The organism is Streptomyces sp. NPDC091377, assembly GCF_044757045.1.
In the GTDB taxonomy this organism is placed as follows: Bacteria; Actinomycetota; Actinomycetes; order Streptomycetales; family Streptomycetaceae; genus Streptomyces.
The window spans coordinates 206,428-226,349 of the sequence record NZ_JBIVUE010000002.1; the positions used below are offsets into that span (position 1 = coordinate 206,428).

Consider the following 19,922-nt stretch of genomic DNA (forward strand, 5'->3'; position numbering starts at 1 on the left):
GAGCCGACCCCCGCCCAACCACGGCCCGTTCACGATGGGCGGGCACGCGGCGCACACCTCTAGGGACAGGAGCGGGACCCATGCGGGTACTGGTGGTGGAGGACGAGACGGAACTGGCCGAGATGATCGCGGAGGGCCTGCGCGGCGAGGGCATGACCGCCGACACCGCCCACGACGGGGCGACCGCGCTCCAGCGGACCGCGGCGAACGACTACCACGTGATCGTCCTCGACCGGGATCTGCCCGTGATGAGCGGTGACGCCGTCTGCCGCACCCTCGCCGCCGGCGGCTACCCGGCCCGCATCCTCATGCTCACGGCGGCCGGCACCCTCAGCGACATTGTCGACGGCCTCGGCCAGGGCGCCGACGACTACCTGTCCAAGCCCTTCTCCTACCTGGAACTCGTCGCCCGACTGCGGGCGCTGGCCCGCCGCGGCCCCTCCGGAGCCCCCACCGTCCTGGAACGCCACGGTGTCCGGCTCGACACCGTCCGGCGCCTGGCCGAGCGCGACGGCCGCCTCCTGGCCCTGACCCCCAAGGAGTTCGGCACCCTGGAAGTCCTCCTCGAAGCCGACGGCGGCATCCTCAGCCCCGGCGAACTCCTGGACGCCGTCTGGGAGAGCCCGCCCCGGTCCCGCAGCACCGTGAAGGTCACCGTCCACCAACTGCGCCGCAAACTGGGCGCCCCGCCGCTCATCGAGACGGTTCCCGGGTTCGGGTACCGGCTGTGATCCGCCGGGGAGGCGGCGACGGGGACGGCGGCGGTGACGGGCGTGTTCGGGGTGGCCGGCGTGGCCGGGACGGTGGCGGTGACGGGGACGGCGGCGCTGACGCGCGTGTCCGGGGTGGCCGGCGTGTCCGGGGTGACCGGGGTGACCGGGGTGACCGTAGAGGTCGGCTCACCGTCGGTGCCCGCCTCGCGCTCTCCAACTCCACCGCCCTCACCGTCGGTGGCCTCGCCCTGCTCGCCCTCAACTGGCACAGCGTCCGCGATCTCCTCGACGCCAACCGCTCCCTGCTCGCCGTGTCCCCGACCCTCCCCGCCGAGTCCCCGTCGGCGCCCCCGGCCACCGACCCCGCGCCCTCGCCGTCACACCCGCTGACCGAACCCTGGCCCACCGTCCCCGGCGCACTCTTCGAGGAGTTCCGGGACACCGTCATGCGCGAACTGCTCGCCCGCTCCGTGCTCCTCATCGTGGTCGTCGCCGCCCTGTCCCTGCTCGCCGGATGGTGGATCGCCCGCCGCTCCCTCATCCGCGTCACCCAGGTCGCGGAAGCCGCCCGGCACATCGGCGACACCAACCTCCACGACCGTCTGGCCCTGACCGGCCCCCACGACGAGGTCAGGGAACTCGGCGACACCTTCGACGCCATGCTCGAACGCCTGGAACGCTCCTTCGCCGCCCAACGCGACTTCATCGCCCTCGCCTCGCACGAACTGCGCACCCCCCTCACCCTCACCCGCACCGCCCTGGAGATCCCCCTCGCCCAGCGCCGGGTGCCCGACGACCTCGCACCCGCGCTGCGCCGCGCCCTGGCCTCCGTCGACCGCAGCGAACGCCTCATCGCCTCCCTCCTCGCCCTGGCCCGCGGCGAGAGCGGCCTCGCCCACGCCCGGGGCACCGAGGCGGCCCGCACCGGGGGCGGCGACCTCGCCGATCACGTCCGTACCGCCCTCGCCGACGTCCGTGAGGAGGCCGAGGAGCTGAAGGTGACCCTCCACACCGACCTGGGCCCCGCCCCGACCGCGGGCGACGCCACCCTCCTCGAACAACTCGCCCTCAACTTCGTGGTCAACGCCGTCCGGCACAACCACCCCGGCGGTACCGTCCACATCACCACCGGCGCGGCGGCGGGCCGGTGCTGGATCGAGGTGCGCAACACCGGACCCACCGTCGCCGCCCCCGACATCCCGGCGCTCCTCGAACCCTTCCACCGGGGCACCCACCCCCACCGCGCCGGATCCGGCCTCGGCCTCACCGTCGCCCGCACCGTCACCGACACCCACCGCGGCGACCTCACCGTCCACCCGAACCCCACCGGCGGCGGCCTCACCGTCCGCGCCGAACTCCCCGCCCACCGCACCTGAGCCGATGGACGGCCTCACGCTCCGCGCCCTGACCGACGCCGTCGGCGGCACCGCCCTGCGGCTGCGCACCGCACCCGCCGGGCCGGCCACCCCGGTCACCGGGGTGCTCCTCCACGACCCCCACGCCCCGCTGCCGTACGCCCCCGGGGCCCTGCTGCTCGCGGTCGGCGTCCGGGCGGCCGAAGCCGGTCCCCTCGTACGGGCCGCGGCGAAGGCCGGGATGACCGGGGTCGTGGTGCGCGGCCCGGACGGACCGGTGGACGAGGCCGAGTCGCTCGGTGTGGCCCTCCTGACGCTCGGCGAGGACGTGCCCTGGCACCAGGCCCATCTGATGCTGGCCTCCGCGCTCGGCGCCCCGTCCGCCGAGGACGGCGGGCGCGCGGACCTGTTCGCGCTGGCCGACGCGATCGCCACGGCGACCGGGGGAGCGACCGCCGTGGAGGACCCGCACCAGCGGATCCTGGCCTACTCCACCGTGCCCGGCCAGCCGGTCGACGAGGACCGCCGCCAGGGCATCCTCGGCCTCCAGGTACCGGACGGTGTCGCCAACGCGGACCAGATCCGGCTGGTGCACGCCGCGCCCGGCCCCCTGCGGCTGCCCCCGCTCACCGCCGCGGACCTGCCGCGGCTGGCCGTCGCGGTGCGGGCCGGCGGTGAGACCCTCGGCTCGATCTGGGTGGTGGACGGCGGCGCCCTCGCCCCGGACGCCGAGCGGAGCCTCGCGCAGGGCGCGTCCACGGCGGCCCTGCTCCTGCTGCGCGCCCGGGTGGCCCGCGGTCTCGCCCACGACCAGGACACCGCGTTGGTACGCCGGCTGCTGGAGGGGGCCGCGGACCTCACCACGGCGGCGTACCGATTCGGCGGGGGCGCGGTCCGGGTCGCCGCGTTCGTCCTCGACTCTGCGGCGAGCGTGCCGGACGCCGAGCGGACCAGGCTCCGGCTGCTGGACGTCGTAAGGCTCCAGTGCGAGGCCCGGTACGGATGGCCGGCCTGTGTGCTCCTGGGCACGGTGGTGTACGCGCTGCTGCCCGCCCCCGGGGAGCGGCCCGGGGAGCAGCCCGGGGAGCGCTGCGGCCGGCAGCCCGGGCCGTCGGCTCCGTCGGCTCCGTCGGCTCTGTCGGCTCCGTCGGAGCGGGAGGCGGTCGACCGGCGGCACCGGCGGTGGGCGGAGGACATCGTGCGGAGCGCCGGGCGGGCGCTGCGGGTGCCGGTGCGGGCCGGGCTCGGCGAGTTGGTGCCGGACCTCGGTGGGGTGGCCGACTCCCGGGCCGACGCGGATCTCGTCCTGCGGTTGCTGGACGACTCCCTGCCGGTGGCCACGGTGGACGAGGTGCGTCCCCGGGCGACCCTGCTGCGGCTCTCCGATGTGATGCGGGTACGGCGGGAGTGGAGAGCGGGCGCCTGGCGGCTGGTGCTGGCGGCCGACGCCGACCACGGCACCGACTACGCCCGCACCCTCATGGCCTGGTTCGACGCGGGCTGCGATGTGACGCGGGCGGCCCGCGCGCTGTCGGTCCACCCCAACACCTGCCGCTACCGGCTGAAGCAGGTCGGCCGTCAGCTCGGCATCGACCTGGCGGACCCCGACGAACGGCTCGTCCTCTGGCTTCAGTTGAGGGTACTGGCCGGGTGACGGGGGCGGCCGGACCGGTCGCCGAGGCCGGGGCCGTCAGCGGAGGTCGCGGATCAGGGTGCGCAGGGTGGCGTCGACCTTGTCCTCGTCGAACTCCTCCGAGCCGATCAGCAGGGTCACGGCCCGCCGGCCGTCCCCGGTGACCGCGTTCCTGAGCTTGTGCCCGGTCTCCATGAAGCCGCCGTGGCCCCAGGTGACCAGACCCGGAGACGGCGCATAGCGCTCGACCCCGAGGCCGTAGCGCCCGTCCGGCACGGTGGGGTCGGGAACGGTCCGCTTCATCTCGGCCAACTGGGCGGGGGCCAGCAGCTTCCCGCTCATCAGCGCGGACCAGAAGACGGTGACGTCGGCACCGGTGGACACCAGCGCGCCCGACGCGTCCGCCGCGGAGACGTTCCACTCCGTCCAGTCCAGCACCTTCCCGTCCCGCTGCACATAGCCGCGCAGGTCCGGTTCGGGCAGTGTGGTCCGGTCCCCGGGCCAGGAGGTGCCGCGCAGCCCGAGCGGCTTGACGATCCGCTGCCTGATCTCCGTGCCGATGTCCCGCCCGGTCACCTCGGCGACGATCAGACCGACCAGGTTGGTGTTGGTGTTGGAGTAGGAGAACGGCTTGTCCGTGGGCGGGGGCAGGGTCAGCGCCTGTCGCACCGTCTCCAGCGGCTCGATGTGGTCCCAGCGGTGCGCGGTCTCGTCCTCCCAGAACGGCGCCTCCAGGTAGTCGGGCAGACCGCTGGTGTGCTGGAGCAGTTGCCGGACGGTGATCGTACGGCCGTCGTAGTGCTCGGTCCGGATCAGACCGGGCAGATGACGGTCCACGGTGTCGTCGAGCCGGAGCCTTCCCTCGCCGACGAGTTGCAGCACGACCGTGGCCACCCAGGTCTTGGTGTTGCTGGCGATCCGGCTGTGCTCGTCCCCGACGACCGCCCGGCCCGTCCGGAGGTCGGCGAGCCCCACACCAGCGCTCAGCACCCCGCAGCGCGGACTCTTCACCGTCACGCTGACACCCGAGGCGCCGGCCGTGCCCAACTCCGCCAGGGCCGTCCGGAACGGCTTCGTGTCACATCCCGGCGCACCGGCCGAGGCGACCGGGGCGGTCAGCAGCGGCACCGCGAGACAGAACGCGGCGACGGCACTTGTCCGCCGACTCCCACGACGCCCACGGCCCGCACGACTCCCGTCGCCCGCACCACTCTCATGGCCCGCACGACTCCCGTCGCCCGCACCACGCCCACTGCCCACGCCACGCCCACGGCCCACACCACACTCATGGCCCCCACTCCCCCCAGCGCCCCCGTCATTCCCGTCACTCCCGTCATTCCCATGACTCCCATCGCCCCCACCACTCCTACGACGCATCGCGTCCCCTTCCTCCGCTCGTCGCACGTGTCGCCCCGGTCCCACTCGACCCACTGGTTCCACGAGGTCACGGACCGGTGATCCGGTTCCTCCCCAGCATCGGGTGCGGTCCCGCCCGGGGCATGCGTCAGCTGTCCAGGGATGCGGCACGGCCTTTGTGCTCTCGTCCAACAGCCGCCGATGCAACGGAAAAACGGCGAGAAATCGCCCCCCTAGGAGGGTTGGGACTCTGGTGGAGCAGGCGGGCGGCGGCTCCCGCGTCCGTCCGGCGGCCCGCCGTTGCCGAATACGCTTCAACAATCGTTGACAGACGTGCATCGGTGCTCAAGGATTCGGTGCGTCGCTGATCACCTCACGGCGCCGACAGCGCGCCCGGTGCACCTTGCGCAGCCCGTCGGGCGGAGGCTGTCGATCCCCCGGCGCATGGCCCTTGACGGCCGATGAAATGCCGGATCCAGGCGGGGCACGTCGAGCCATCAGGGGGACGCGGTGATGAAGCCATCTGATCGCCGGCCGGCAGCGGCCGTCCGCCCGGAGCGCGCCCCCGCGCACTGTCGCTCGGCCTAGCTCCGGACGGTCGCACACCGACCGATCGGCCCCGCCGCGAGCCCCGTTCATCAGAACGTTCTCGGCATACAGCAACCAACCGAACCGCCGAACCACCGCACGTCCACCCGTCACCACCGTCCGTCCATCCATCAGCACCGTACGTGTCCGTTCCGATCGAACAGGGCATGTGCGCGCCCGGGCCTAGAAGGGTTGATCAGACCTTGAACAGAGAGGCACTCCGGCACCTGCGGATCCAGCGGGGCCTGACCCAGGAGGAACTGTCGCACCGGTCCGGTGTCAGCGTTCGGACCATCCGCAACGTCGAATGCGGACTGATCGAGCGGCCCCGGCGCAAGTCGGTCGACCTGTTGCTCGCGGTGCTCGACCCCGAGCAGAAACATCTGCGCAGAGCCACCGTGGACGAGATACGGCTGGGAACGGGAGCGTGGCGCGGGCCCAGACCCCCGCACACCTCACTGGTCGGACGTGAGGACGACGTACGGGAGGTGGGCGAACTCGTCCTCGCCAACCAGGTCGTGATGGTGACCGGCCCGGGCGGGGTCGGCAAGTCGCGGGTCGCGCTGGCGGCGGCGGAGAGCGTCGGCCCGCGGTTCTCCGACGGCGTGGCCGTGGTGGAGATGGGCTGGGTGCCCCGGGAGCAGGACCTGGACGCCGAGTCGGCGGTGAAGTACGCGCTGGAGGCGGTGCACGGCCTGCTGACCGGCGAGGACGGGCCCGACGGACTGGGCATGCTGCTCGTCCTCGACAACACGGAACATCTGGCGTCCACCATGCCCGTGCTGGTCAAGCGCCTTCTCGACGACCACCCGACGCTGCACATGCTGATCACCTCCCGCCGCGCGGATCCCCTCTACGGCGCCCGGATCCGGGAACTGGGACTGCTGTCCGGCGAGGCCGCGGTGCAACTGCTGACCGACCGGGTACGGATGAGCTGCCCGACCCTGGACCTCTCCGACGACCTGCCACGGCTCACCGAACTCGCCTGGCGGCTGGACTGTCTGCCGCAGTTACTGGAGTTCGCCGCCCACCGGCTGCGGACCGCGCCGCTGTCCACCCTGCTGTCCCGCCAGTACGGCATGAAACTGCTCGGCTCCACGGACTCCTCCGCACTGCCGCACCAGCGCAGTGTCCAGGACAGCCTGCGCTGGAGCCTCGATCTGCTCGGCGAACGGCACCAGGAGGTGCTGATCCGGCTGGCGCAGCGCCCCGAGAGTGTCTCCTTCGACGCCCAGGGCACCGTCGAGGACGAGTTCACGACGCCGGAGACCATGGACCTGCTGGCCGATCTGGCCGACGCCTCGCTGCTCCAGGTCAACCGCGGCCGGAGCTACGAATACCGCATGCTGCGCCACCTCAAGGCGTATCTCGCGGACGCGGCGGCGCACGCGCACGGCTCGCCGACGCCGTAGTGACCCGGCGCCGGGTGGCGCCGACCGCTCCCGGTTGCCTGCCCCTTGCCTGCCGCATTGCCGCCGCTGCCCATCCTGCCGGGCGCACAGTCGAATAGCCGGGGTTCTGCCTGTAACGACGCGCTGCCGCCGACGACGATGAAGCGGGGCCAGGCAATCATCAGGATGGAGCACGGTCATGCGCATCGTTGTGGTGTCCGGCGCGTCGAGCGGAATCGGATGCGCCGCCGCGGAGCGATTCGCCCGGTCCGGCGACCAGGTCTACAACCTGGACGTGAAACCGCCGGAGACGACGGTCGGCAATGTCACCTGGCTGGCGGCCGACGTCGCCGACTGGTCCGCCGTGGAACGGTCCGTCGCCCAGGTGCACGACACGCACGGCCGGATCGACGTCGTCATCGCGAACGCGGGCATCAGCATCCGCCGCGGCGTCCTCGACATCACCTTCGAGGACGCCCGCCGTGTCGTGGACGTCAATCTGCTGGGCGTGCTCGGCCTGTGGCGGGCCGCGGCGCGTCACATGGTGGACCGGGGCGCGGGAGTGCTCCTGGCCACCGCCTCCGTCAACGCCCACCGCGGCTTCGCCCACTACGCCGACTACAACGCCACCAAGGCGGGGATCACCGCGCTCTGCCGCACCTTCGCGATGGAGCTGAGCCCGGCCGTCCGGGTGGCGTGTGTCTCGCCGGGCGCCGTGCTGACGCCGATGCAGCAGGCCGAGTACACCCCGCGGATGCTGGACGACGTCAACGCGCGTATTCCGGCCGGACGCCACGCACAGCCGGAGGAGATCGCCGAGGCGTTCCACTACCTCGCCTCGGACCAGGCGCGGTTCATCACCGGTCAGGAACTCGTCATCGACGGCGGCGAGATCACCGGCCCTCTGACGTCCGAGTTCGGTACGGCGATCTCCGAACGGCCGGGTCGTCGGTAAGTGAGTCCCCCGCGATCGAGGAAGGGCCAGGCAACCATGGTGGGCACCGACGAGTACACGCTGAGCGGCGACGAGGCCGACGCTCTGCGGGCCACGCTGGACGAGGTGAGCGCGAGCGGGCTGTCACCGATCGAGCCCGCCTTCTACGAGAAGTACCGCGGCTGCCACGAACTGCTGCCCGACGGGCTGCGCCGCTTCCTCGCGGACTTCCGCGACGACCCGTCGTCCGCCGCCTGTGTGGTGAACGGCTTCCCGGTCGACGACACGGCCGTCGGGCCGACGCCCCGGCACTGGGAGCGCCCCGAGGGCTGTGACACGACCCTCGGGCCGGACATCTACCTGGCGATGTGCGCCTCGACACTGGGCGAGCCGTTCGCCTGGGCGACTCTCCAGTACGGGCGTCTCGTCCAGGACATCTTCCCCATCAAGGGCGACGAGCGGCGCGAGAGCGGACACGGCAGCGAGAAGTTCCTGACGTTCCACACCGACGACGCGTTCCGCCCCGACTCGCCCGACCACCTGCTGCTGCTCGGCATCCGCAACCCCGACGCCGTACCCACGTTCGTCGCCGCGCTGCGCGACGTACGGCTCGGTGCCACCGCACTGCGGGTGCTGTCGGAGAGCCGGTTCCACATCCTCCCGGACGACGAGCACATCCGGCAGCTGGAGCTGCGGGCCCCGGGTGATCCGGCGCTGCTGCGGGCCATCGAGATGCGCGACCGGCCGCGGCCCGTCCCGGTGCTCTTCGGCGACCCGGCCCATCCCCGGATCCGGCTGGACACCCCGTTCATGCGCTGCTGCGGCGACGACCCGCAGGCACAGCGCGCACTGGACGCGCTGCTGGCCGAACTGGCCCGCGTGCGGCGGCCGTTGGTCGCCCACGCCGGTTCCCTGCTGATCCTCGACAACACCGGCGTCGTACACGGGCGGGACTCCTTCACCGCACGGCACGACGGCACCGACCGCTGGCTGCGCAAGGTCATCGTCAGCGGCAGGTCCGCCGCGCACGGGGCCGAGCCGCTCGACCGCGTACGGCTCTGACGACCGGATCCCCAGTCCACCGCCGCCCCGGGAAAGGGACGAGATGAACCAGGCCAGCCGTATCGCCGAACCATCGGGGTCCGCCGTCCCGCAGCAGCCGCTCCAGGCGTACGAGTCCCTGCTCCGGGGCCTGTTCGCGGAGGTCCTCGGACGTGCCGAGGTCGGGGTCGACGACGACTTCTTCGAGCTGGGCGGCGACTCGGTCGCGTCGATCAAGCTGCTGGCCGGCGCCCACCGGGCCGGGCTCCACCTGGAGTACCGCGATGTCTTCGAGCTGCGGACGGTCGCGGAGCTCGCGCTCGCCGCGCGCGAGAGCACGGCCGAGGGGGACGGGCCGGCGCGGGTGACGGATCCGCTGGCGGACGCGGACCCCCAGGAGCGGGCGGAACTGCTCGGCGGGTTCGGCCCGGGGGCCGAGGTCTGGCAGGTGACCCCGCTCCAGGAGGGGCTGCTCTTCCACGCCGTCTACGACCGGGACCACACCGACCCCTATCTGATGCAACGACCGCTGCTGGTGACCGGCGCGCTGGACGGGCCGCGGCTGCGGGAGGCGTTCGCGGGGCTCCTGCTGCGGCACCCCAGCCTGCGGGCCGGGTTCGTCACCCGCCGCAGCGGCGCCACCGTCCAGGTCGTCCCGGCCCACGCGGAACCGCCCTGGCACGAGGTGGACCTGACCGACCTCACCGAGGACGAGCGCCGCACCCGGGTCGCCGACCTGCTCCACCAGGACCGGCTGGCACGGTTCGACCCGGAACGGCCGCCCCTGATGCGGGTCACCCTGATCCACCTCGCCGACAGCCGCCATCTGCTCCTGCTGACCAGCCATCACCTCCTGTGGGACGGCTGGTCCACCACCCGCGCCCTCACCGAGCTGTGGCGGCTGTACGAGGGCGCCGGCGCGCTGCCCGAGCCGGTGCCCTTCAGCGCCTATCTGTCCTGGCTGGACCGCCAGGACCCCGAGGAGGGCCTGGCCGCCTGGGACGAGGCGCTCTCCGGGCTGGCCGAGCCGACCCTGGTCGCACCCGGCGCGCACGGCGCGCTGACCGCGCCGCCCGCGCGGGTCGTGGACGAGCTGGGCGAGGAACTGACCACATCCCTGCTCGACCTGGCACGGCACCGCGGCCTCACCCTCAACACCCTGATGCAAGGGGTGTGGGCGCTGCTGCTCGCGGACCTCACCGGACAGCGGGACATCGTCTTCGGCGCCACCGTCTCCGGCCGCCCGCCCGGCGTCCAGGGCGTCGAGTCCATCGTCGGCCTGCTGATCAACAACGTCCCGGTCCGGGTCAGGATCGACCCGGCGCAGCCGCTCGACGCCCTGCTCGCCGACCTCCAGCGCCGGCAGGTCGCCCTGACGCCGTACCACCACGTCGGACTGCCCGCCGTCCAGCGCAGGACCGGACACGGCCGGCTCTTCGACACCTCCACGGTCTGCCAGAACTCCCCGCGCGACAGCCGCTCGCACCGGGCGAGGGGCCTGGAGATCAGCGGCCACGACGCCGACGAGGAACAGGGCTTCACCCACTTCCCGCTGAGCTTCGAGGTCTTCCCCGGGCAACGGCTGCGGCTGGAGATCAGCTACCGGGCGGAGCTGTTCGACGCCGACTTCGCCCGACGGCTGATGGGACGGGCCCAGCGCCTGTTCACCCTGCTCGCCACCGACCCGGGCCTGCCCACCGGGCGCGTCGACCTGCTCACCGCGGCCGAACACCGGCTCCTGGACACCTGGAGCGGCGACGAAGGAGCGGACTGCGAGGGCACCCTCCCGCCGCTCTTCGAGGCGCGGGCCGCGGCGACACCCCAGGACACCGCCCTGGTCGTGGACGGCCGGGAGCTGACCTTCGCCCTGCTCAACGAGCGCGCCAACCGCCTCGCCCACGCCCTGATCGCCCGGGGCGCCGGCCCGGACGACCTGGTGGCCGTGCTGCTGCCGCGGACCGCCGACGCCGTCGTGGCCTGGCTCGGCGTCCTCAAGGCCGGCTGCGCCTACCTGCCCGTCGAACCGGGCTGGCCCGCCGACCGCATCGCCTCCCTGCTCACCGACGCGCACCCGGCACTCGTCCTCACGGACACGCACCACACCCCGCCCGGGGGACGGCCCGCGCTGCGGGTCGAGGACATCGGACCCCACCTGCCCGCGCACGACCCCACCGACACCGACCGGGTCCGCCCGCTGCTGCCGTCGCACCTGTCGTACGTGATCCACACCTCCGGCTCGACGGGGCGCCCCAAAGGCGTCGCGCTCACCCAGCGCGGCATCGTCAACATGTACCACGCGCAGAACGACGGCTACATGCACGCCGCCGTCGAGGCGGCCGGTGGACGCCGGCTCCGGGTCGCCCTGGTGTCGGGCTTCGGCTTCGACGCCGCCTGGGCCGACCTGCTGCGGATGGTCGCCGGGCACGAACTGCACCTGATCGGCGAGGAGGTGCGCAAGGACGCCGCCGCGCTGATCGACTACTCGGCCCGGCACGCTCTCGACTCGCTGAGCGTCACCCCCCTGTTCGCCACCCAGCTCCTCGCCGCCGGACTCCTGGACCGGCCCGGCTACCGGCCCCACCTCATCTCCCTCGGCGGCGACCTCGTCGACGAGGCCCTGTGGACCGAGCTGGCCGCCGCAGAGGTGCCGAGCTACAACTTCTACGGCCCCACCGAGTGCACCGTCGACTCGACCTTCAGCCGGATCGCCGGAGACGTCCGCACCCACATCGGCCGCCCCGTCGCCAACGCCCGCGCCCATGTCCTGGACAGCGCGCTGCGACCGGTGGCGCCCGGGGCCCAGGGCGAGCTGTACCTCGCGGGACCCGGGCTGGGGCGCGGCTACCTGAACCGGGCCGCGCTCACCGCCGAGCGGTTCGTCGCCTCCCCGTTCGGGCCCCCCGGGTCCCGGATGTACCGCACCGGCGACCTCGTGCGCTGGACCGGCGAAGGAGAGCTGGAGTTCCTCGGCCGCGCCGACGACCAGGTCAAGATCCGCGGCTTCCGGATCGAGCCGGGGGAGGTGGAGGCGGTGCTGCGCACCCACCCCGACGTGCGCGAGGTCGCGGTCGTGGCCCGCGAGGACCGGCCACGCGTCAAACGACTCGCCGCCTACGTGGTGCCCGCCGACGTCGACGTCACGGCGCTGCGCGCGCACACCGCGGCCCGGCTGCCCGACTACATGGTGCCGGCCGCGTTCGTGCCCCTGGACGCGCTGCCGGTGACCCGTACCGGCAAGGTGGACCGGCGGGCCCTGCCCGCCCCGCGGTTCACCGGCTCGGGTGCGTCCCGCCCGCCGCGCGACCCGCGCGAGGAACTGCTCTGCGGGCTGCTCACCGACGTCCTCGGCGTCACCGAGGTCGGTGTGGACGACGACTTCTTCGCCCTCGGCGGCGACTCCATCACCTCGATCCAGTTCGCCGTCCGCGCCCACCGCGCCGGTCTGCCCCTGTCCCCGCGCGACATCTTCGAACGCCGGACGGTCGCCGAACTGGCCCGGACCGCCCGGCGGGCCCCGGACGCCGGGCCCGGACCGCAGGCCCCGGAAGCCCCGACCGACCCGCTGGAGGGCGTCGGCGCCCAGGAGCGCGCGGAACTCCTGGACGGGTTCGGCCCGGGCACCGAGATCTGGCCGGTGACCCCGCTCCAGGAAGGGCTCCTCTTCCACGCCGTCTACGACCACGACACCGCCGACCCCTACACCACCCAGTCCCCGCTGGACCTCACCGGCGCCCTGGACGGGCCGCGGCTGCGGGAGGCGTTCGCGGGGCTGCTGCACCGGCACCCCAGCCTGCGGGCCGGGTTCGTCACCCGCCGCAGCGGCGCCACCGTCCAGGTCGTCCCGGCCCACGCGGAACTGCCCTGGCACGACGTCGACCTGACCGACCTCACCGAGGACGAGCGCCGCACCCGGGTCGCCGACCTGCTCCACCAGGACCGACTGGCACGCTTCGACCCACGGCGCCCCCCGCTGCTGCGAGTGACCCTGGTCCGCCTCGCCGCCGAACGGCACCTCCTGCTGCTGACCAGCCATCACATCCTGTGGGACGGCTGGTCCATGACCCGGGTCCTCGCCGAGCTGTGGCACCTGTACGAGGCCGGGTCCGGCGCACTGCCCGAGGCGGTCCCCTTCAGCACCTACCTGTCCTGGCTGGACCGCCAGGACCCCGACGAAGGACCGGCCGCCTGGGGCGAGGCATTCGCCGGACTGACCGAACCCTCACTGGTCGCCCCCGGTCTCGACGCCTCACTGCCCGCCCTGCCCGGCCTCGTCGTGGGCGAACTCGGCCGCACCACGACCGAGGCGCTCGTCACGACCGCCCGCGCCCGCGGACTGACCCCGAACACCGTCGTCCAGGGAGCCTGGGCGCTGCTCCTGGCGAGCCTCACCCGGCAGCGGGACGTCGTGTTCGGCGCCACCGTCTCCGGCCGCCCGGCCGAGATCCCTGGCGTCGAGTCCATCGTCGGCCTCCTCATCAACACCATCCCGGTACGGGTCGGGCTCGACCCCGCCCAGCCGTTCGACGCCCTCCTCGCCCGGATCCAGCGCGAGCAGGCCGCGCTCAGCCCGTACCACCACATCGGACTGCCCGCCATCCAGCGACGCGTCGGCCTCAGAGCCCTGTTCGACACCTCCACCGTCTTCCAGAACGCGCCCCGCGACAGCCCGACGCACCGGACGGCCGGACTCACCGTCACCGACCGCGACGACGACCGCCTGCCGCCGACCGTCCACTACCCCCTCAGCCTCGCCGTCCTCCCCGGCCCGAACTGGCGCGTGGAACTGGGATACCGGCAGGACGTCTACGACGAAGCCACCGCCCGGCACCTGCACGGCCGCCTCGTCCGGCTGCTGGAGACCTTCGCCACCGAGCCCACCCGCCTCACCGGACGCCTGGACCTGCTCTCCGACGCCGAACACGCCCTCGTCCGACGGCAGTCCGGCCGCGCCGGCCGCCCCACCCCGGCCGGCTCCGTGGTCGACCTGTTCACCGCCGCGGTACGGCGCGATCCGTCCGCGACCGCGGTGGAGTGCGCCGACACCCGCGTCTCGTACCAGGAACTCGACACGCGCTCCGACCGGCTGGCCGCCGAACTGACCGCGCTGGGCGTACGGACCGAGGACCGCGTCGGAGTGCTGCTCGACCGCTCGGTCGACGCGGTCGTCACCGTCCTGGCCGTGGCCAAGGCGGGCGCCGCCTACCTGGCCCTGGACCAGCGGGCCCCCGAGGAACGGCTGCGGCTGATGCTGACCGAGGCCGACGCCGAGGTGCTCATCACCGACCCCGCCTGGCGGACCACCGCACGGCAGATCCACGACGGCCACCTCCTCACCCTCGGCGAGGACCGGCCCGCACCACCCCCCGCCCCCGCACCCGGCCGCCCGATCCACCCGGACCGACTCCTCTACGTGGTCTACACGTCCGGCTCGACCGGCCGGCCCAAGGGCGTCGCCGCCCGCCACCGGGACGTCGTCGCACTCGCCTTCGACCAGCGCTTCGACGGCGGCGCGCACGACCGCCTGCCCCTGCACTCCCCGCTGGCCTTCGACGCCTCCACCTACGAACTGTGGGTACCGCTGCTGCGCGGCGGCACGGTCGTCGTGATCCCGCCCGGCGACCTCGACCCGCCCACCCTGCGCCGGGCGATCACCGAGCACGGCCTCACCGCCGCGTTCATGACCACCGGACTGTTCCGGATGATCGCCACCGACGCCCCCGCCTCCCTGGCCGGACTGCGCGAGGTGTGGACCGGCGGCGAGGCCGTCCCCGCCGACGCCGTCCGCGCGGTCCTCGCCGCCTGCCCCGGAACCAGCGTGATCGACGTGTACGGGCCCACCGAGACCACCACCTTCGCCACCGCGCACACCCCCCTCACCGGCGCCGACCCGGTCCCCGACCACCTGCCCATCGGCACCCCGCTGGACCACACCCGCGCCCACGTCCTGGACGGCTGGCTGCGCCCGGTGCCCACCGGCACCCCCGGCGAGCTGTACCTCGCGGGCGCCGGACTCGCCCGCTGCTACGTCAACCGGCCGGGCCTCACCGCGGAACGCTTCGTCGCCGACCCCTACGGGCCCCCCGGCTCCCGGATGTACCGCACCGGCGACCTCGTACGACGGGACGAGGACGGACGGCTGCTCTTCCTCGGCCGCGTCGACAGCCAGGTCAAACTGCGCGGGTTCCGGATCGAACTGGGCGAGGTCGAGACCGCGCTGGCCGGACACCCCTCGGTACGCCAGGCCGTCGCGGAGGTCCGCGAGGACCGCCCCGGCGACCGCAGGCTGGTCGGCTACCTCGTCCCGACGCCGGACGCCGACACCACCACCCTGGCCGCCACCGTCACCGACCTCGTACGGCGGACCCTGCCGAACTACATGGTGCCCTCCGCGCTGATGGTGCTCGACACCCTGCCGCACACCATCACCGGCAAGGTCGACCGCAAGGCGCTCCCCGCCCCCGGCACCGGCACCACGACCGACGGCAGAGGCCCGCGCACCGTACCCGAACAGGTCCTGTGCGACCTGTTCGCCGAGATCCTCGGCGTCGAGCGGATCGGCATCGACGACGACTTCTTCGACCTGGGCGGCCACTCCCTGCTCGCCATGCGACTGACCAGCCGCGTGTGGTCGGCCCTCGGCGTGCAGCTCACGGTCCGGACGCTGTTCGAGGCCCCCACGGTAGCCCGCCTGGTCCGCCGCCTCGGGGACCGGCACGTGGCCCGCCCGGTGCTGCGGGCGGCCGAGCGACCCGACCACCTCCCCCTCTCGTTCGAACAGCGCCGCCTGTGGTTCCTCAGCGAACTGGACGGCGGCGTCGCCTACAACATCCCCCTGGCCCTGCGCCTGTCCGGACCGGTGGACGACGACGCGCTGCGGGCCGCGCTGGCCGATGTCGCCGACCGGCACGAGATACTGCGCACCGTCTTCCCCACCGTCAACGGCGAACAGCGCCAGCAGGTGCTCACCGGACCGGCGGCCCGGCCCGTCCTGCGCGTCGTGCCCAGCGACGGGACCGCGCTGGACGACGCCCTCGCCGCAGCCGCCGACGAGCCGTTCCGGCTCACCCGCGAACTCCCCCTGCGCGCCACCCTGTTCACCCTCGGCCCCACGGACCATGTGCTGCTGCTGGTCGTCCACCACATCGCCTGCGACGAGTGGTCGCTCGAACCGATGCTGCGCGACCTGGCCGACGCCTACGCGGCCCGGCTGCGCGGCAGCGCGCCCACCCCGCCCGCGCTGCCGGTCCAGTACGCCGACTACGCCCTGTGGCAGCGCGAGCTGCTCGGCGACGAGGACGACCCGGCCAGCCTGGCCGCCCGGCAGCTCGACCACTGGCGGGAGACCCTCGCCGGCATCCCCGACCAGCTCCAGCTGCCGTTCGACCGCCCCCGGCGGCCCGGCGCCGCGCCGGTGGCCGGCATCGTCAGGTTCTCGGTGCCCCCGCGGGCCGCCGCCCGCCTCGCCCGGGCCGCCCGCGCCCACGACTCCACGCTCTACATGGCGCTCCAGGCCGCGGTCGCGGTGACACTGTCCCGGTCGGGCGCGGGCCCGGACATCCCGCTCGGCACCGCCACCTACGGCCGGCCCGACGAACTCCTCGACGGCCTGGTGGGCTTCTTCGCGAAGACCGTGGTCCTGCGCACCGACGTGTCGGGCGACCCGACCTTCGCGGAACTGCTGGACCGGGTCCGTGAGACGGACCTCGCGGCCTTCGCCCACCAGGACGTGCCGTTCGAGTCCCTGGTCGAGGCCCTCAACCCGGAGCGCGTGCCCGGCGCCAACCCGCTGTTCCAGGTCAGCGTCTCGATGCAGACCGGCGAGTGGACGGAGCTGACTCTCCAGGGACTTGAGGTCGACTGGCGGGGCGTGGGCCCGGGTCTGGCCCCCTTCGACCTGTCCTTCGTCTTCCAGCATGTCCAGCGGCCCGGCGGGGGCGGTCCGGACCCGGCGGGACCCGGGGACGGTGGGCCGGAGCCGATCACCGCCTCGATCCGCTACCGGGCCGATCTCTTCGACGAGGCCACGGTAGAGGCACTGGCCGCCCGCCTCGTCCGCCTGATCGACCAGGTGTCCGCCGCCCCGGACACCCGGGTCGGGCAACTCGACCTGCTCACCCCCGAGGAACAGCGGCGGACCCTGGTCGACTGGAACGACACCGCCCGGCAGGTACCGGACGTGACACTGCCCGACCTGTTCGCCGCCCAGGTGTCCCGGACCCCCGACGCCCCGGCCGTGGTCTTCCAGGACGTGGAACTCAGCTATGCCGAGCTGAACCGCCGGTCGAACCGGCTGGCCCACGAGCTGATCGCCCGCGGCGTCGGCCCCGAGCAACTCGTCGCCCTCGCCCTGCCCCGCTCCGAGCGACTGACCGTCGCCCTGCTGGCTGTCCTCAAGACCGGGGCGGCGTACCTGCCGATCGACCCCACCCTCCCCGCCGACCGCATCCGGTTCGTCCTCGGCGACGCCGCACCGGCCTGCGTGCTCAGCACCGCCGGGACCGCGCCGACCCTGCCCGCCGGGCCCGGCATCCCGGTCCTGCGTCTGGACGACCCGTCACTCGCCCGCTCGCTGCGGCGACGCCCCGCCGACGATCCCACCGACGCCACCCGCACCCGGCCGCTGCTGCCCGCCCACGCCGCCTACGTCATCTACACCTCCGGCTCCACCGGCCGGCCCAAGGGCGTGGTGGTGTCCCACGCGGGCGTCCCCAGCATGGTGGCCGCCCAGACGGCGACCCTCGCGGTGGACGGTGACGCACGGGTGCTGCAGTTCGCGCCGGTCAGCTTCGACGCCTCCGTGTGGGAGACGTGGATGGCGCTGGCCAACGGCGCCTGCCTGGTCGTGGCACCGGACTCCGACCGCACCGCCGGAACGGCCCTCGCCGACTTCGTCCGGGGCCACGGCATCACCCACGCCACGCTCCCGCCGGCCGTGCTGCTCGGCACGGACTTCGACACCGACGCCGCCGGGGTGACCCTGGTGACCGCCGGCGAGGCGTGCACCCGCGAGGTCGCCGAGGCGACCCGCCCCTTCGGACAGGTCGTCAACGCCTACGGCCCCACCGAGTCCACCGTGTGCGCCACCCTGCACCGGCTGGACCCGCGGGCGCCGGCGGCGACGGTGCCGATCGGCCGTCCGCTGGCCAACACCCGGGTGTACGTGCTGGATCCGACGCTGGCCCCGGTCCCGCCCGGGGTGCCCGGCGAGCTGTACCTCGCGGGCGCCGGACTGGCCCGCGGCTATCTGAACCGGCCGGGGCTCACGGCGGAGCGCTTCGTGGCCCATCCGTTCGGGGCGCCCGGCGAGCGGATGTACCGCACGGGAGACCTCGCGTCCTGGTCCCGCGAGGGCGAATTGCTGTTCCACGGCCGGACCGACGAACAGGTGAAGATCCGCGGCTTCCGGATCGAGCCAGGCGAGGTCGCGTCCGTACTGACCGGGCACCCCGCAGTGAGCCAGGCCGCGGTGATCGCCCGCGAGGACCGCCCCGGAGACCTCCGCCTGATCGCCTACGCGGTCCCCGCGACCGCGACGACGACGGCGACGGTCACCGCGGCGCCCCCGACCACCGCGGCGGCCCCGACCACCGCGGCGGTCCCGGTCACCGCTGGGGACTCGGCCACCGGAGAGGTCCCCGCCACCCCCGCCGCCCCGGCCACCGGAGCGGCGCCCGCCACCCCCGCGCCCCCGACCGATCCGGCGGAGATACGCCGCTTCCTCGCCGACCGGCTCCCCGCGTTCATGGTCCCGGCCGCGGTCGTCGTCCTCGACGCGCTGCCGCTGACCCCGAACGGCAAGCTGGACCGCAAGGCCCTCCCCGCCCCGGCGGCCGGACCCGAGAACCCCGGTGACGCCCCCGGCACCCACGGCCCCGACGAACCGCCCGCCCCCGATCCCCGGGTCAAGCTCCTCACCCGGCTCTTCGCCCAGGTGCTCGGCCTGGAGCGGATCGGCCCGGACGACGCCTTCTTCGAACGGGGCGGCCACTCCCTGCTCGCCGTCCGGCTCATCAGCCGGGTCCGCGCGCTGCTCGGCGCCGAGATCAGCATCAGGACCCTGTTCGAGGCACCCACCCCGGCCGCCCTCGCGGCCAAGCTCGACGACACCCCGAGCGACCCGTTCTCGAACGTCATCGAGCTGCGGCGCGACACCGGCCACGGCCGGCCCGTCTTCTGCATCCACCCGATCGGCGGGCTCGCCTGGTGCTACACCGCGCTCCTGCCCCACCTGGACCGCGGACAGCCCGTCTACGGCATCCAGGCCACCGAGAGCCACGGCCGCTACCGCCCGGTGGAGTCGATGGGTGAACTGGCCGCGCGCTACGCCGACCTGATCACCTCGACCCACCCCGACGGGCCGTACCTCCTCATGGGCTGGTCCCTCGGCGGTGTCCTCGCCCACGAGGTGGCGGGCCGGATCCAGGCCGCCGGCGGACAGGTCGACCTCGTCGCCATGTTCGACTCCCGGCCGTACGAGAAGGCGATCCTCCCGGGCGACGCCACCGACGAGTTCGTGGAGTGGGTCACCACCGAGGTCCTCAGCAGCGGGGGAGCACAGGCCGTCCTCGGCGACCGGCAGAGCAAGGCGCTGATCAACGCGGCGCTCGGGATCTCGGCCGTCCTCGGACCGCCCACCCCGGACGGCTACCGGGGCCGGGTGCTGAACATCGCGGCGGCCCGCTCGGTCGAGGACCTGGGCTCCGCCGAGGCCGCCTGGAGCCCGTATCTGCGCGACGCCGAGCACCACACGGTCGACGCCGAGCACGGCTCGATGATGACGGAGGCGGTGATGGGCCGGGTGGGACCGATCCTGCGGACCGCGCTGTCCCACCCGACCGCCGACGGGGGCGGCTCGCCCGACGGTCCGCGCTCCGGCTGACCCGGCACCGGCCGGTCGGTCCAGGAACTGTC

The 19,922-nt window shown here is 73.8% G+C and carries 8 protein-coding genes; 7 read left to right on the forward strand and 1 reads right to left on the reverse strand.

Features of this window, described 5'->3' with window-relative positions:
* Nucleotides 1-80 precede the first annotated feature (80 nt).
* The 3 genes from ACIQNG_RS05150 to ACIQNG_RS05160 are packed head-to-tail and all read left to right on the forward strand — an operon-like array spanning nucleotide 81 to nucleotide 3,722.
* Entirely contained in the window at nucleotides 81-731 is a 651-nt protein-coding gene (locus tag ACIQNG_RS05150; RefSeq protein ID WP_401482659.1) for a response regulator transcription factor, read from the forward strand.
* On the forward strand, nucleotides 728-2,089 hold the full coding sequence (locus ACIQNG_RS05155; protein WP_401482660.1) for a sensor histidine kinase: 1,362 nt from the start codon (nucleotides 728-730) through the stop codon (nucleotides 2,087-2,089). The genes ACIQNG_RS05150 and ACIQNG_RS05155 overlap by 4 nt, the downstream gene beginning before the upstream one ends.
* 4 nt (nucleotides 2,090-2,093) lie before the next feature.
* Nucleotides 2,094-3,722, forward strand: coding sequence for a PucR family transcriptional regulator (locus ACIQNG_RS05160; RefSeq protein WP_401482661.1), 1,629 nt, complete (start codon nucleotides 2,094-2,096; stop codon nucleotides 3,720-3,722).
* A gap of 36 nt (nucleotides 3,723-3,758) precedes the next feature.
* On the opposite strand, the gene ACIQNG_RS05165 is transcribed toward ACIQNG_RS05160, so the two are convergent.
* Nucleotides 3,759-4,829, reverse strand: a complete 1,071-nt coding sequence (locus ACIQNG_RS05165) for a serine hydrolase domain-containing protein (RefSeq protein ID WP_401482662.1) — start codon at nucleotides 4,827-4,829, stop codon at nucleotides 3,759-3,761.
* Between the two features lie 1,019 nt (nucleotides 4,830-5,848).
* Between ACIQNG_RS05165 and ACIQNG_RS05170 the strand changes: the two genes are divergently transcribed.
* The 4 genes from ACIQNG_RS05170 to ACIQNG_RS05185 all read left to right on the forward strand — a co-directional run bounded on the left by ACIQNG_RS05170 (nucleotide 5,849) and on the right by ACIQNG_RS05185 (nucleotide 19,890).
* On the forward strand, nucleotides 5,849-7,057 hold the full coding sequence (locus tag ACIQNG_RS05170; protein WP_401431111.1) for an ATP-binding protein: 1,209 nt from the start codon (nucleotides 5,849-5,851) through the stop codon (nucleotides 7,055-7,057).
* Nucleotides 7,058-7,235: 178 nt separating this feature from the next.
* A complete protein-coding gene (locus ACIQNG_RS05175) occupies nucleotides 7,236-7,991 on the forward strand; it encodes an SDR family NAD(P)-dependent oxidoreductase (protein WP_401482663.1) in 756 nt (251 codons plus the stop codon).
* Nucleotides 7,992-8,027: 36 nt separating this feature from the next.
* On the forward strand, nucleotides 8,028-9,032 hold the full coding sequence (locus ACIQNG_RS05180) for a taurine catabolism dioxygenase TauD (RefSeq protein ID WP_401482664.1): 1,005 nt from the start codon (nucleotides 8,028-8,030) through the stop codon (nucleotides 9,030-9,032).
* A 43-nt stretch (nucleotides 9,033-9,075) separates the two neighbouring features.
* Nucleotides 9,076-19,890, forward strand: coding sequence for an amino acid adenylation domain-containing protein (locus tag ACIQNG_RS05185; protein WP_401482665.1), 10,815 nt, complete (start codon nucleotides 9,076-9,078; stop codon nucleotides 19,888-19,890).
* The last annotated feature ends 32 nt before the right edge of the window (nucleotides 19,891-19,922 follow it).

Bases quoted from the DNA above. Each gene is read 5' to 3' on its own strand.
- ACIQNG_RS05180 (WP_401482664.1), top strand. From the start codon at position 8,028: ATGGTGGGCACCGACGAGTACACGCTGAGCGGCGACGAGGCCGACGCT.
- ACIQNG_RS05175 (WP_401482663.1), top strand. From the start codon at position 7,236: ATGCGCATCGTTGTGGTGTCCGGCGCGTCGAGCGGAATCGGATGCGCC.
- ACIQNG_RS05185 (WP_401482665.1), top strand. From the start codon at position 9,076: ATGAACCAGGCCAGCCGTATCGCCGAACCATCGGGGTCCGCCGTCCCG.
- ACIQNG_RS05160 (WP_401482661.1), top strand. From the start codon at position 2,094: ATGGACGGCCTCACGCTCCGCGCCCTGACCGACGCCGTCGGCGGCACC.
- ACIQNG_RS05150 (WP_401482659.1), top strand. From the start codon at position 81: ATGCGGGTACTGGTGGTGGAGGACGAGACGGAACTGGCCGAGATGATC.